This is a genomic window from Dactylosporangium sp. NPDC000244 (assembly GCF_040300725.1).
Lineage (GTDB): Bacteria > Actinomycetota > Actinomycetes > Mycobacteriales > Micromonosporaceae > Dactylosporangium.
Map to the genome: position 1 here is coordinate 143,056 of NZ_JBEPEH010000016.1, position 14,261 is coordinate 157,316.

The 14,261-nt window shown below is 71.6% G+C and carries 11 protein-coding genes; 7 read left to right on the forward strand and 4 right to left on the reverse strand.

Annotation, left to right across the window (positions count from 1 at the left end; genetic code table 11):
* Window positions 1–11: 11 nt before the first annotated feature.
* From ABT369_RS23720 to ABT369_RS23745, 6 genes are all read left to right on the forward strand, one after another.
* Window positions 12–1,745, forward strand: a complete 1,734-nt coding sequence (locus ABT369_RS23720; RefSeq protein WP_350614978.1) for a DEDD exonuclease domain-containing protein — start codon at window positions 12–14, stop codon at window positions 1,743–1,745.
* 1,230 nt (window positions 1,746–2,975) lie between these two features.
* Window positions 2,976–4,751, forward strand: coding sequence for a RelA/SpoT family protein (locus tag ABT369_RS23725; RefSeq protein ID WP_502891815.1), 1,776 nt, complete (start codon window positions 2,976–2,978; stop codon window positions 4,749–4,751).
* 29 nt (window positions 4,752–4,780) lie between these two features.
* Window positions 4,781–5,299, forward strand: coding sequence for an NUDIX hydrolase (locus tag ABT369_RS23730; protein ID WP_350614980.1), 519 nt, complete (start codon window positions 4,781–4,783; stop codon window positions 5,297–5,299).
* Window positions 5,296–6,111 carry a nucleotidyltransferase family protein gene (locus tag ABT369_RS23735; protein WP_350614982.1) on the forward strand — a complete coding sequence of 272 codons (816 nt, stop codon included), beginning with the start codon at window positions 5,296–5,298 and terminating at the stop codon, window positions 6,109–6,111. Before ABT369_RS23730 ends, ABT369_RS23735 begins: the two co-directional genes overlap by 4 nt.
* 37 nt (window positions 6,112–6,148) lie before the next feature.
* Window positions 6,149–6,436, forward strand: a complete 288-nt coding sequence (locus tag ABT369_RS23740; protein WP_350614983.1) for an Lrp/AsnC family transcriptional regulator — start codon at window positions 6,149–6,151, stop codon at window positions 6,434–6,436.
* 82 nt (window positions 6,437–6,518) lie between these two features.
* Window positions 6,519–7,535, forward strand: a complete 1,017-nt coding sequence (locus ABT369_RS23745; protein ID WP_350614985.1) for an aspartate-semialdehyde dehydrogenase — start codon at window positions 6,519–6,521, stop codon at window positions 7,533–7,535.
* Window positions 7,536–7,690: 155 nt separating this feature from the next.
* Here the strand turns inward: ABT369_RS23745 and ABT369_RS23750 are convergent, their stop codons facing one another.
* Window positions 7,691–9,547, reverse strand: a complete 1,857-nt coding sequence (locus ABT369_RS23750) for a S9 family peptidase (RefSeq protein ID WP_350614986.1) — start codon at window positions 9,545–9,547, stop codon at window positions 7,691–7,693.
* Between the two features lie 67 nt (window positions 9,548–9,614).
* On the opposite strand from ABT369_RS23750, the gene ABT369_RS23755 reads away from it, so the two are divergent.
* Window positions 9,615–10,460: an alpha/beta hydrolase family protein gene (locus tag ABT369_RS23755; RefSeq protein ID WP_350614987.1), complete on the forward strand. Its 846-nt coding sequence runs from the start codon at window positions 9,615–9,617 to the stop codon at window positions 10,458–10,460.
* A 161-nt stretch (window positions 10,461–10,621) separates the two neighbouring features.
* Here the strand turns inward: ABT369_RS23755 and qcrB are convergent, their stop codons facing one another.
* The 3 genes from qcrB to qcrC are packed head-to-tail and all read right to left on the reverse strand — an operon-like array spanning window position 10,622 to window position 14,210.
* Window positions 10,622–12,253, reverse strand: a complete 1,632-nt coding sequence (qcrB, locus tag ABT369_RS23760; protein WP_350614988.1) for a cytochrome bc1 complex cytochrome b subunit — start codon at window positions 12,251–12,253, stop codon at window positions 10,622–10,624.
* Window positions 12,250–13,347 (reverse strand): cytochrome bc1 complex Rieske iron-sulfur subunit, encoded by a 1,098-nt coding sequence (qcrA, locus tag ABT369_RS23765; RefSeq protein ID WP_350614989.1) that lies wholly within the window; start codon window positions 13,345–13,347, stop codon window positions 12,250–12,252. The genes qcrB and qcrA overlap by 4 nt, the downstream gene beginning before the upstream one ends.
* Window positions 13,344–14,210 (reverse strand): cytochrome bc1 complex diheme cytochrome c subunit, encoded by an 867-nt coding sequence (qcrC, locus tag ABT369_RS23770; RefSeq protein ID WP_350614990.1) that lies wholly within the window; start codon window positions 14,208–14,210, stop codon window positions 13,344–13,346. Before qcrC ends, qcrA begins: the two co-directional genes overlap by 4 nt.
* Between the last annotated feature and the right edge of the window lie 51 nt (window positions 14,211–14,261).

The following is a 14,261-nucleotide window of genomic DNA, read 5'->3' on the forward strand; positions in this document are numbered from 1 at the left end:
AGTGTGCGCCCGTGCCCCACTACCACCAGGAATCGCTCGACGCCCTGTTCGACGACCCGCGCGCCGCCACCCTGTTCTCCACCACGTTCGTCGTGGTCGACCTGGAGACCACCGGCGGCGCGCCGGACGGCGGCGGCATCACGGAGATCGGCGCGGTGAAGGTCCGCGGCGGCGAGATCCTGGGCGAGTTCGGCACCCTGGTCAACCCGGAGGAGCGGGTGCCGGCGTTCATCACGGTGCTCACCGGCATCACCGAGATGATGCTGCTGGAGGCGCCGCGGCTGGAGACGGTGCTGCCGAGCTTCCTCGAGTTCGCCCAGGGCGCGGTGTGGGTCGCGCACAACGCGCCCTACGACACCGGGTTCCTCAAGGCGGCCTGCGCCAAGCACGGCTACGCGTGGCCGAAGCCGATCGTGCTCGACACCGCCGCGATCGCCCGGCGCGCGATGGTCGCCGACGAGGTGCCCAACCATCGCCTGTCGACCCTCGCGCGGCACTTCCGGGCCTCGACCCAGCCCGTCCACCGGGCGCTGGACGACGCCCGGGCCACCGTGGACGTGCTGCACGGGCTCTTCTCCCGGCTCGGCAGCCTCAAGGTGCACACCGTCGGCGACGTGATCGAGTTCGTCAAGGCGGTCAGCCCGGCCCAGCGGCGCAAGAAGCACCTGGCCGAGGGGCTGCCCGACGCCCCCGGGGTCTACATCTTCCGGGGGCACAAGGACCGGCCGCTCTACATCGGCACCAGCTCCTCCATCGCGACCCGGGTGCGCAGCTACTTCACGGCGGCGGAGAAGCGCGCGCGGATCAGCGAGATGATCAACGCGGCCGAGCGCGTCGAGGCCATCCCGTGCGCGCACTCGCTGGAGGCCGAGGTGCGCGAGCTGCGCCTGATCGCGGCGCACAAACCGCCGTACAACCGCCGCTCGAAGTTCCCGGAGCGCGTGGTCTGGCTCAAGCTCACCGCGGAGGCCTACCCGCGGCTGTCGATCGTGCGGGAGGTGCAGGGCGACGGCGCGGCCTACCTCGGGCCGTTCGGCTCGCGGCGCTTCGCCGACCTCGCGGCGGCCGGGCTCTACGACGCGCTGCCGATCCGCCAGTGCACCCACAAGCTGTCGCTGCGCACCCAGACCCCGGCGTGCGCGCTCGCCGAGCTGGGCCGCTGCCCGGCCCCGTGCGAGCACCGGATCTCGGCCGAGGACTACGAGACGGCGGCCGCGGCGCCGTTCCGGGCGGCGACGGTCGGCGACCCCGGGCCGGTCGTGCGGGGGCTCATGGCGCGGATCGAGGCCCTGGCCGAGGCCGAGCGCTACGAGGACGCGGCGACGATCCGTGGCCGGCTCGTCGCGTTCCTGCGCACCGCGATCCGCCAGCAGCGGCTCGCCGGGCTGAGCGGGCTGCCCGAGGTGGTGGCCGCGCGTCCCTCGGCCTCCGGGGGCTGGGAGATCGCGGTGGTGCGGCACGGGCGACTCGCCGCCGCAGGCGTTTCACCCCCGAGGGTGCATCCACAGCCGACGCTGGATGTGGTGTTGGCCACAGCGGAAACCGTCCAGCCCGGGCCGGGACCGACGCCGCGGGCCTCCCCGGAGGAGACCGAGCGCATTCTGGCGTGGCTCGAGCGGCCCGAGACGCGGCTGGTCAAGACCGATATCGGCTGGTCGTCGCCGGTGGACGGGGCCGCGCGGTGGCGGCCGTTCCTCGTGCGGGCCGAGGCGGCCGCCTCGGTTCAGACCGACTTGGACGGGTAGGTACATCGGACGAACGACCATACTCAAATGACCGATCGGATGCCCGGTGGGAAACTAGGCTGGAACCTACCCAAACCCAGGCCCGTGCAGGCCCGTCGGTGAGGAGGTGCCGCTATGGAGCCCGGAATGCAACCCGGCGCGTCTTTTGGTGCGGGCTCCTCCCCGGCACCGGGCGCCCTTCCAAGTTCGGCACTGCCGAGTGTTGAGTCCCACGAGCCGGGGGCTTCAAACATCTCGGGTGTAGCGGATGTCGCGGGCCCCAATGCGACGCACAGCGAGTACATGGTGGACCCAGCGGCGTCGGACGGCAACCCCATGGAGTTTCCGAATTTCCGCGGCGCCGGGACGAATCCGCTCGCAGGCCCGATGACCAGCCAGGACGCGCACCGGCTCGTCGACGAGGCGGTCGCGACAATGGACGACTCCGGCGTGTCGCCGCCGGGCCGCCTCTCCCCCGACGACGGAGCGGGCGGAGCCCTCGGGCCGGTCGGGGCGCGGACGATACGCGTCGAGAACCTCGGGTCCGGCGGATTCCTGACCCCGGGCGAGCGGGCCCGGCCGGCGGAGATGTTCCTCGGGCCCAAAGGACTCCCCACCGCGACCATCGCGACGCCCGAGCGGCGGCGGGTCGCGCCGCCAGGCGAGCGGGCCGGGACCGAGCGGTCGCCGAACGACCGGGGCGGCGACGGCACCGAGCACCCACACGAACAGCAGCACGCGGACCGAGTGCCCGCGGATCGGATGAGCCTGGATCGAGCCCGACGGCCCGACCACGCGCCGGCCGACCGCGGGCATCAGCATGACCGGGCAGTGAACGACCGCGCCCCCTCCGCCGAGCGGCCCACGAACGAGCACGGCGGGCGGGCCGAGCGCGGGGGCAACGAGCACGAGTCACGAGCCGGTGGACCCGACTGGCCCGCCAACGACCGGACGATCGAGAACCGGCCGCGACGCGCAGAGGCAGAGACCGAGGCTGAGAACGCCCCGGCCGACGAGCCGGAGACCCCCGGCGAGGCGGCCGAGACCGCCGAGGGTGGGAAACCGCGCAACACGCACGAGCCGGACGAGAGCCGCGCGGGCCGCAAGAATGCGTTGCCCCGGCCGAGCCGGCGGGAGCCGATGCTCGACGACCGGTACGCGGCGCCCCGCAAGAAGCTGATCGCGCCGGCGGCCGACGACTCGCCCGAGGTACCGCCGCCGCCGAGCTATCAGGCGCTCGCCGGGGGTGCGGTGCCGGGCGATCCGACCGCCACGTACACGGCGATCATCGGGGCCCGGCTGCGGGCGATGCTGCCGTGGCAGTCGGGCGACGATCCGATGGCGGGCATTCTTCGGGTACATCGGCAGATCCATCCGTCCGCGGACATCGCGCTGCTGCGCCGGGCGTATGCGACCGCCGAGCAGATGCACCGCGGGCAGATGCGCAAGAGCGGCGAGGCCTTCATCTCGCACCCGCTGGAGGTCACCGAGATCCTCGCGGACCTCGGGATGGACACGACGACGCTGGTCGCGGCCCTGCTGCACGACACCGTCGAGGACACCGACTACACCCTCGGGGCGCTGGAGCGAGACTTCGGCGGCGAGGTCGCGCTGCTCGTCGACGGCGTCACGAAGTTCGACAAGATGTTCTACGGCGCCGACGCCGAGGCCGAGACGATCCGCAAGATGATCGTCGCCGCCGGGCGGGACGTGCGGGTGCTCGTCATCAAGCTCGCCGACCGGCTGCACAACATGCGCACCATCGACGCGCGGTCGGTCAAGAGCCGGGTCCGCATCGCCACCGCGACGCGGGAGGTGCTGATCCCGCTGTGCGAGCGGCTCGGCATCCAGGCGCTGAAACGGGAGCTCGAGGACTGGGTGCTGCGGGCGGTGTCGCCCAGCGGCTACGCGGTCGTCGCCGACTACGTGGAGCAGCGGGTCGGCTGGGACGGCTACCTCGAGAAGATCATCTCCGCCGTGAACAGCGACCTCAAGCGCTTCGGCCTCGACGCCACCGTCTCCCCCCGGCCGCGGCACCTGCACTCCATCTGGAAGGACACCGTCGACGGCAACCACGCCGAACCGCACGACCTGCCCCGGGTCGTGATCGTGGTCGACGGGCCCGACACCGACTGCTACGCGGCGCTGGGCGCCGTCCACGGCAAGTGGCGGCCGGTCCCCGGGCGGTTCAAGGACTTCATCGCGACGCCGAAGAACAACAACTACAAGTCGCTGCACACCACGGTGCTCGGGCCCGAGGGCCGCTCGGTCGAGGTGCTGATCCGCACCGTCGAGATGCACCAGGCGGCGGAGTACGGCATCGTCGCGAACTTCCGCTACCCGAGCACCGCCGCGCGCTTCGGCCCCGCGTCCAAGGCCGAGCAGCTCAACTGGCTGCGCCGGCTGCTCGACTGGGAGGCGTCCGCCTCCGACCCGTCGCAGTTCATCGCCTCGCTGCGCTGCGACCTCGCCGAGGACCAGATCCTCGTGCTCACGGCGGGCGGCGGGCGCCCGGTGCTGCTGCCCGCGGACGCGACGCCGGTCGACCTCGCGTACATCCTCGGCGCCGACGTCGGCAACCGATGTATCGGCGCCCGGGTCAACGGCCGCCTCACCGCGGTCTCCTCCCCCCTCGCCGACGGCGACACGGTCGAGATCATCACCCGCGCCGGCCAGCGCGACGAGTTCGACTTCGACGCGGACGCCCCGGCGCGCGGACCGTCTCCGGAATGGCTGGACTTCGTGCGTACCCCGCACGCCCGCCTCCACATCAGCCGCTGGTTCGAGGCCCACGAGGCCCCGGCGATCACCGTCGCCAACAAGGTCCGCCTGGGCCGGCTCGCCATCGGGCTCGCGCTGCGCCAGCAGGGCCGCGGCCTCGCCAGTGACCTGCCGCTCGTGCGCCTCGCGCCCCGCCTCGGCTTCCCCGACCTCGAGACCCTCCTCGTCGCCGTCGCCGACCACGCCCGCACCGCCGACGAGGTCGTGGCCGAGCTGATCGCTCTGGTCGACCACTCGCCGCATTAGCCCCGCGCGCGATTCACTAGCCTTACCGGATGACCGACATGCGTGGGCGCGTGCGCGCGCTGGCGTACCGCACGTTCTACCGGCTCCCCGGACGCTGGAAGCGGCGAATCGTGCGCACGTTCCAGCCGACGTACACCATCGGCGCCGTCGCGATCGTCCGCGACCCCGCGCTCACGCAGATCCTGCTGCTGCGCCAGCCGCCCGGCGCCGGCTGGTCGCTGCCGGCCGGGCTGATGGACCGCGGCGAGACCCCGGCCCAGACCGCCGCCCGCGAGCTGCACGAGGAGACCGGCGTCAAGCTCCCGCCGGAGCGGATGCGCCCGGCCGCCCCCAACGCGATCGTGCACACCCGCGGCCAGTGGGTCGACATGGTCTTCGAGGCCGAGATCGAGCCCGGCGACGAGCTCGTCGTCGACCACGCCGAGATCCTCGAGGCGGCCTGGCACCGGGTCGACAACCTGCCGCCGCTGACCGTGTCCACGTCCCGGCTGCTCGCGCACTACGGCATCGGGCCGTACAAGGACTACCCGGAGGTCCTGGAGGCATGAGCGCCGACGTCTGCGCCGTGGTCCTCGCGGCCGGTGAGGGCCGGCGGCTGCGGCCGCTGACCGAGCACCTGCCCAAGGCGCTGTGCCCGGTGGGCAACGTCGCGCTGCTGGACCGGGCGCTGGAGCGGGTGCAGCACCTCGGGCTGGACCCCGCCGTCAACGCCTGCTACCTCGGGCACCTCGTCGCCGAGCACGTCGGTTCGCGCGCCCACCTGTCCGTCGAGCCCGGCGACCCGCTCGGCACCGCCGGCGGGATCGGGCTGCTGCGGGACTGGATCGGTGGGCGGGGGGTGCTGGTGGGCAACGCCGACGCGTACCTGGCCTCGGAGCTGGCCCCCGGCGCGGACATCGCCGCGCTGCTGGACGGGTGGGACGGGGACACGGTGCGGCTGCTCGGGGTGCCGGGCCCGCCGTACGAGTTCGGCTCCCACCGCTTCGCCGGGTTCTCGCTGCTGCCGTGGGACCTGGTGAAGGGCCTCGAGCCGGAGCCGTCGGACCTCGTCCGGCTCGCGTGGCGGCCCGCGGAACGCCAGGGGCGGCTGGAGGTCGTCGAATACCCGGGCACCTACCTGGACACCGGCACTCCCGCGGATTATCTGGCGGCGAACCTGCATGCGGTACACGGGGAAAATCTCGTGGCCGCGGACGCCGTCGTGACCGGAACACTCGACGGGGCCGTCGTCGGCAGCGGGGCCCACGTCGCCGGACGGGTCAGCGGCGGGGTGGTGTGGCCGGGCGGGGTCGTCGCGGCGGGCGAGACCCTGCGGCAGGCGATCCGGGTCGGCCGGTCGCTCACCGTCCCCGCCAACTAGCATGGCTCTTGTCCACAGGCCGGAAGGAGCTCCGCAGGTGATCACCGCGATCGTCCTCATCGACTGCGCCACCGACTCGATCCCGGAGGTGGCCGAGAACATCGCCAACCTCGAGGGCGTCAGCGAGGTGTACTCCGTCGCCGGCAACGTGGACCTCATCGCCATGGTGCGGGTGCAGCAGTTCGACGAGATCGCCGAGGTCATCGCGAACCGCATCTCCAAGGTTCCCGGGGTTGTGGAGACGGACACCCACATCGCATTTCGTGCGTATTCTCGCCACGATCTTGAAGAAGCTTTCGCGATCGGGCTCCCCGACGCCGACTAATTCCTGTTTGCCCTGCTGAGGCCCCTTTGCAGTGGTTCAAATCGCATCGAATGCGGGCTCCGGAGGCGGTACCCTCGCCGCCATGAGGATCGGCATCGTAGGAGCCACCGGGCAGGTCGGCAGCGTCATGCGCCACATCCTGGCCGAGCGGCAGTTCCCGGTAGACGAGTTGCGCCTGTTCGCCTCCGCCCGCTCGGCGGGGCGGACCATCGACTGGCAGGACAAGCAGATCACGGTGGAGGACGCGGAGACCGCGGACTATGCCGGGCTGGACGTCGTGCTGTTCTCCGCGGGCAAGGGCACGTCGAAGGAGCTCGCCCCGAAGGTGGCCGCCGCGGGCGCCGTCGTGATCGACAACTCCTCCGCGTGGCGGATGGACCCCGAGGTGCCGCTCGTCGTCGCCGAGGTCAACCCGCACGCCGCCGCCGACCGGCCCAAGGGGATCATCGCCAACCCGAACTGCACCACGATGGCCGCGATGCCCGTGCTGCGCCCCCTGCACGACGAGGCCGGGCTGGTGGCCCTGGTCGCCTCGACGTACCAGGCCGTCTCCGGCGCGGGGCTGGCCGGCGTCGCCGAGCTCGACGAGCAGGTCCGCAAGGTCGCCGACGGCGCCGCGGCGCTCGCCTTCGACGGCTCCGCCGTGGCGTTCCCGGCCCCGGCGAAGTTCGCGCGGCCGATCGCCTTCAACGTGCTCCCCCTCGCCGGCGGCCTCGTCGACGACGGCTCCTTCGAGACCGACGAGGAGCAGAAGCTGCGCAACGAGAGCCGGAAGATCCTCGAGATCCCGGACCTGCGCGTCTCCGGCACGTGCGTCCGCGTGCCCGTCTACACCGGGCACTCCCTGCAGATCAACGCCCGCTTCGCCCGGCCCATCTCGGTCGCGCGCGCGACGGAGCTGCTGGCGTCGGCGCCGGGCGTGGCGCTGAGCGACATCCCGACGCCGCTGCAGGCCGCCGGCGCCGACCCGTCGTTCGTCGGCCGCATCCGCGTGGACGAGACCGTGGACAACGGCATCGCCCTGTTCATCTCGAACGACAACCTGCGCAAGGGTGCGGCGCTGAACGCGGTGCAGGTGGCGGAGCTGCTCATCGCGTAGTGTTTCGGTTACACCGCGCCTACCTTCAATGTGATCAACTTGAATGGCCGTGCTAGGCTAGGTGTATATCGGAATGCGGCACCTCGAGGGTCTCTGCATTGTCTGAACTCCCCCGGGTCGGACGTGTGCGATGGTTTCGCGTCCGGCCCGGGCCCTCAGAGGTGGCGGCCGAACCAGTCGAGGATCGCGTCGAAGCGCTGGATGCGGTGCGACGGCCGGCCCGTCCTCGACAGCTCGTGCCCCTCCCCCGGGAAGAGCAGCAGCTCGGCCGGGGCGCCGTTGCGCTTGAGCGCCACGAAGAGGCGGTAGGCCTGCTCGACGGGGCAGCGCCAGTCCTGCTCGGAGTGGATGATGAGCATCGGCAGCGAGATGCGGTCCGCGTAGGACAGCGGGCTCTGGCGGGCGACCTCCCCGCCGTACAAGGCGTCGGCGAAGAACCAGCCGATGTCGGACGAGCCCGTGAAGCTGTCGATCGCGTTGACGGCCCGCTCGGAGACGGCCGCGCGGAAGCGGTCGCCGTGGTGGGCGGCGAGCCAGGTGGTCATGAAGCCGCCGTGGGAGCCGCCGAGCACGCCGACGCGGGACGCGTCCAGGCCGGGGTCCCGCAGGGCCTCGTCGAGCAGCGCCAGCAGGTCGGTCGCGCTCACCTCGCCCACGTTGCCGCGGATGGGCTCGCCGTGGGCCTCGCCGTAGCCGGACGAGCCGCGCGGGTTGCCGTAGACGACCGCGTAGCCGGCGTCCGCGTAGACCTGGGGCTCGTCGAAGAGGCGCCAGCCGTACTGGCTGTAGGGGCCGCCGTGGATCATGAGGAGCGCCGGGTGGGGGCCCTCGCCGGCGGGGCGGACGATCCAGCCGTGGACCGGGTAGCCGTCCGGGGCCGTGGCCGTCAGCTCGACCTGCTCCAGCGCCTCGAAGCCCTCGTTGAACGCCGTCAGCCGGCGGCCACCGGCGTAGAGCTCGCCCCAGTTCGACGGATTCGCCTCATTTGTCACGAGAACACCGTTTTGACAGGCGAACGCGGCCACCTGGCGGGCGCCGGTCACGAGGGGCGTCGGCTCCTCGCCGGTGTGGGGGACGAGCAGGAGCTCCACCGCGCCCCGGTTCTCGGTCGTGAACAGGGCGCCCTCCGGCGTCACGTCCATGTCACCGCCCGGCATGGCCAGATGGTGGCGCGCCGGGTCCAGCAGCGGGGCCGCCTCGCCCCCGTCCAGCGGAATTGACCAGAGGGACTCGTTTCGCAGTACCGCCGCCGCCGGAGACGCCGTGAAGAGGACCGCGCGGCCGTCCGGGCGGAAGCGGGGCCGCGCGGCCGCGAACGTGCCGCTGGTCAGGACCCGCTGGTCCGAGCCGTCCGCGCGGCAGACGCACACGTCCGCGGCCCAGTCGTCGCCGGGCGGGGCGAGGTAGGTCAGCCACTCGCCGTCCGGGGAGAAGCGCGGGTCGCCCTGGCCCTCGGTCAGCCGGGTGAGCTCGCCGGCCGGGGTCACCGTGAAGATGTGGGACGGGCGGTCGCGGAAGAAGCCCAGGCCGTCCAGGCGGTTGAAGACCTGGGTGAGCCGCCTCGGGGGTTCGCCGTCGGGGCCGATCCGCTCGCCGTCGTCCGTGTTGGCGGTGCCGTAGCGGGACTCCTGCGGTACCCGGGCGGAGAATGCCAGCCGGGCACCGTCGGGCGACCAGTCGGGCACGCCCGCGCCCAGGGGGCAGTCGGTCAGCGGCCACGCGTCGCCGCCGGTCAGCGGCAGGAGCCACAGCTGGGGCTTGGCGGCCTTGTCGGCGCGGCGCAGGAAGGCGAGGTGCCGGCCGTCGGGCGAGAAGCGCGGGGCGCTGTCGTGCCAGCCGCGGGTGAGCTGCTCCGCGGGGCGCGAGCCGTCGGCCGGCACGAGCCAGAGCTGCGAGGTGTACGAGTCGGTGGCGAGATCGGCGCGCGCGACGGCGACGACGGCGATGCGGCCGTCGGGGCTGAGGGCCGGCGTCCCGGGTGTGCGGATTTGCGGCAGATCGGCGGGTTTCACGAGCAGCACAGTAACCGCGAGGGGGCCGCATTACTTGCGGGTAACCTCCTACCCCTACCCTACGAGCATGGAGCCGACGCTGGAGACCGTGGTTCGCGGGTCCGACTCGATCGCCCTGCACGTGTATCCGGCGCCCGATGACGCGCCCACGCTCGCGGTGCTCTGGCCGGCCATGGGCGTGCCCGCCCGGTACTACCGCAAGTTCGCGGGCGAGCTGGCCGCGGCCGGCGTCGCCGTGGTGGTCGCGGATCTGCGCGGGACGGGGGCGAGCTCGCCGCGGCCCGGGCGGGGGTCGCGGTACGGGCTGGGCGATCTCACGGCCGATGTCGACGCGGTGCTGACGCATCTCAAGCCCCGGCGGGCGGGGCGGCGGACGATCCTGGTGGGGCACTCGCTGGGCGGGCAGGCGTGCGCGCTGCACCTGGCCTTCGAGGCGGCGGGCGCGTACGGGGCCGCGAGCGATGTAGCCGGGCTGGCGCTGATCGCGGTCGGGCTGCCGTACTGGCGCAGCTACCCCGGCGGGCAGCGGCTGCCGATCCTGCTGCAGACCCAGGCGCTCGGGGTGGCCTCGGCGGCGCTGCGGGTCTGGCCCGGCTGGGGGTTCGGCGGGCGGCAGGCCCGCGGGGTCATCCGGGACTGGGCGTACACGGCTCGCGCGGGGCGGTATCCGCGCCTCGGCGGCGTCGATGTCGAGGCCGCGTTCGCGAACGTCAGGACGCCCGTGCTCGCGGTCGACGTGGCCGGGGACCGGTACACGCCGCCCGGGACCGTGTCCCGGCTGCTCGACAAGCTCTCGGGGGCGCCGGTCACGCGTGAGCGCTATGCGCCCGAGGCGGCCGTCGACCACTTCCGCTGGGCCAAGCACGGCGAGGAGCTGGCCGGTCGGGTCGCCGCGTGGGCACAGGGCCTGTAGATCGGGGTGCCGGGGGTGCCGTTCCTCTTGTAGCACCATAACATGCCGAGACAATTTCACATTTTTTCCGTCACCGCGTGGTCACCCAACGCGATGCCAGAGAACGAATCGGCCCCCGGGTTCATAGGAACCCGGGGGCCGCCTCGTGTTGGATCAGGGGCTCAGTGGCCCGAGGTGATCTCCTCGCGGTTGGCGTCCTCCACCTTGCGCTGCGACGGCTTCGCCGGAGGGGCGGCCTTCTCGATCGGGTAGAAGAAGCCCTTCACCGTCGGGGCGAGCGCGCCGAGGCGGTTCATCTTCTTCGGCACGACCCAGCCACCGTATTCGAGGCCGTGGTGGCCATCGCCGTCCGCGTGGCCGTTCGCCGTCGGCAGCGGCTGGTGCACCTCGATGAAGCGGCCGTCCGGCAGGCGCCGGATGATGCCCGTCTCCACGCCGTGCGACAGGACCTCGCGGTCGTGCTGCTGCAGGCCCAGGGCCAGGCGGTACGCCACGTAGTAGGCCAGTGGCGGCAGGACCAGGATGCCGATGCGGCCGGCCCAGGTCATCGCGTTGAGGCTGATGTGGAACTTGTCGGCCAGCACGTCGTTGCCGCCGGAGATGAGCAGCACGACGTAGAACGCGATCGCCATGGCGCCGAGGGCCGTGCGGAGCGGGTTGTCCCGCGGGCGCTCGAGCAGGTTGTGCACGGACTTGTCCTTGCTGAACCGCGCCTCGATGAACGGATAGAAGATCGGCAGCATGGTCAGGATGCCGGGCAGCACCACCGTGGGCCAGAAGATCGGCGGCAGGGTGTAGCCGTCACCCCATCCGAACAGGTCGAAGCGGATCTCCCACGCGGGGAACAGACGCGTCGAGCCGTCCAGGAACATGACGTACCAGTCGGGCTGGCTCGCCGCCGAGACCACCGCGGCCTTGTAGGGGCCGAACAGCCAGATCGGGTTGATCTGGAAGAGACCCGCGAGCGCGGCGATCATGGCGAACACGATCATGAAGAAGCCGCCGGCCTTGGCCGCGAAGCCGGGGAACATCCGCACGCCGACCACGTTCTCGTTGGTCCGGCCGGGGCCGGGCCACTGGGTGTGCTTCTGCTTCACCAGCAGGCCCATGTGGACGCTGATGAGCGCGAGCAGCGCACCCGGGATGAGCAGCACGTGGACGATGTACAGGCGGTCGAGGATGACCTCGCCCGGGAACTCCCCGCCGAAGAGCGAGGTGCTGATCCAGGTGCCGATGATCGGGATGGACAGGATGATCGCGGAGGCGATGCGCAGGCCGGTGCCGGACAGCGCGTCGTCCGGCAGCGAGTAGCCGCCGAAGCCCTCCAGGAAGCCCATCCAGAACAGCAGCACGCCGACGATCCAGTTGGCCTCGCGCGGCTTGCGGAACGCGCCGGTGAAGAAGACCCGGAACATGTGCACCACGATCGCGGCCATGAACAGCAGCGCGCCCCAGTGGTGCATCTGGCGCATGAACAGGCCGCCGCGCACGTCGAACGACAGGTGCAGGGCGGTGTTGTACGCCTGCGACATCTCCACGCCCCGCAGCGGGGTGTAGCTGCCGTTGTAGACGGTCTCGGCCATCGACGGGTCGAAGAACAGCGCCAGGAAGATGCCGCTGAGCAGCAGCACCACGAACGAGTAGAGCGCGATCTCACCCAGCAGGAACGACCAGTGGTCGGGGAAGACCTTGTTCAGCAGGCGGCGCAGCGGGGTGGCCGCTTGGAACCGCTCGTCGAGCGCCCCCGCCGACTTGGCCGGCAGGGCGCGGAGGTCGATCTTGCGCCGTTTCATGGCCGCTCCCAGAAGGCGGGTCCGATGGCAATCTTGTAGTCGGACGTCGCGACGAAGTATCCCTCATCGTCCACCGTGATCGGCAGCTGCGGCAGCGCCCGGCTGGCGGGGCCGAAGACCGGCCGCGCGTTGTCGGTGATCTGGAACTGCGACTGGTGGCACGGGCACAACAGACGGTTGGTCTGCTGCTCGTAGAGGCTGGCGGGGCAGCCCGCGTGCGTGCAGATCTTCGAGTAGGCCACGAAGTTCTGCCACTGCGAGCCCTTGTTGATTTCCTTGGCGTTCTTCAGCGTCTCCAGGGCGTCCCCCTCACGCAGGTGCATGAGCAGGGTCGGCGAGTCCGCGTACTTGTTGCTCGCGCCGCCGGGGATGCCCGGGAAGACGGTGATCTGGCCGCCGACGCTGACATCGGCCGGGCGGATCGGGGTGCCGTCCTCGTGGGTGAGGCGCACCGGCTTGCCGCCGTTCTTCTTCGGGTCCCAGCCGGTGGTGAAGAAGACGTTCTCGCCGTTCTGCGTCGGCGCCTTGATCATCGAGCCGACGAGCAGTGCGCCGGCGACCGCGCCGAGCGGGGCCGCGCCGGCCGCGAACGCCAGGCCGACGAACTTGCGGCGCTTGAGGCCGAGCTCGTCGCCCATGTTCAGGATCGTGGCCGCGGTGAGCTTCTGCTCGGTGCTGTCCGACGCCCCGTCGTGGCGCTCCTGGATCGAGACCTCCTCGGGAAGGAGCTTCTTCGACCAGGTGATGATGCCCAGGCCCAGGGTCAGCAGGGCCAGGCCGAGCGTCGCGCCGAGGATCGGCGTGTAGTACGGGTACAGCTTCTGGTAGGTCTCGTCGCCGTGCCCGTAGTGCCAGGGCCACGCGATGAAGGCGACCACGAACACGGTCCCCATGAGCCCGGTGAGCAGGAACAGGAAGGCCAGCACGCGCTCGACGCGCTTCTCGGCCTTGGTGCCCGGCACCGGGAAGCGCGGCGCGTAGTGCACGATCTCGACGCCGTCGCGGCGCGCGCCCTCCTTGACGAGGTCGAACCGGGTGAGGCTCGGGTCGCTCGCGTCGAACTGCTCCTCCGTGGGAGCGGTGTGGGTGGTCATGACTTCCCTGCAATCCACAGCGTGGCGAACACGAGCGCCGCGATACCGACGAGGAAGATGACAAGCCCCTCGGGGACCGGGCCGTAGCGGCCGATGTTCCAGCCACCGGGGTCCGTCGACGACGACTTGTTCAGGGTCTGGATGTAGGCGATGATCGCGGCCTTGTCGTCCGGGCTCAGCTGGTTGTTGCCGAACACGGGCATGTTCTGCGGGCCGGTCAGCATGGCGCCGTAGATGTCACGGTTGGTGGAGTGCTCCAGCGTCGGGGCGAACTTGCCCGAGGACAGCGCGCCGCCGCCGGTGCTGAACGCGTGGCAGGACGAGCAGTTGACGCGGTAGAGCTCGCCGCCGTGCGCGACGGTCTTCGGGTCGGCCTGCGCCTTCTTGACGTCCTCATCCAGGCTCTGCGCGCTGGGCAGCTGCGGCCCGCCGCCGAGTTCCTGGATGTAGGCGCCGATGTCGGCGGCGTCCTTCTCGCTGTACATCGGCGCCTTGCGCTGGGCCTGCGCCTCCTGGCGGGCCAGCGGCATGCGGCCGGTGTTGACCTGGAACTCGACCGCCGCGGAGCCCACGCCGATCAGGCTCGGGCCGCGGTCCTGCACGCCCTGCCCGTTCGTGCCGTGGCAGGTGATGCAGCTGGTCTCGTACAGTTCCTTGCCGTGCTTGGCGGCGTCCGAGAGGGCCGGCACGTCCTCGGCGCGGCCGACGCCCGGGGCGTATGCGCTGTAAAGGCCGCCGACAATCGTGAGCGCGGCGATCAGGCGCACGGCCGCCTCCAGCCGACGGCGCAGCTTGCCCCGCGCCGCGCGCGCGCCTCCCGGCACCAGCCGGGCAAGCGGCCGCTTGCTCTGTTCGGAAGTCATGGCCTCACCTTTGTCGTCATCACCTATGTCGTCTCGGTGGTTGTTCGGTGG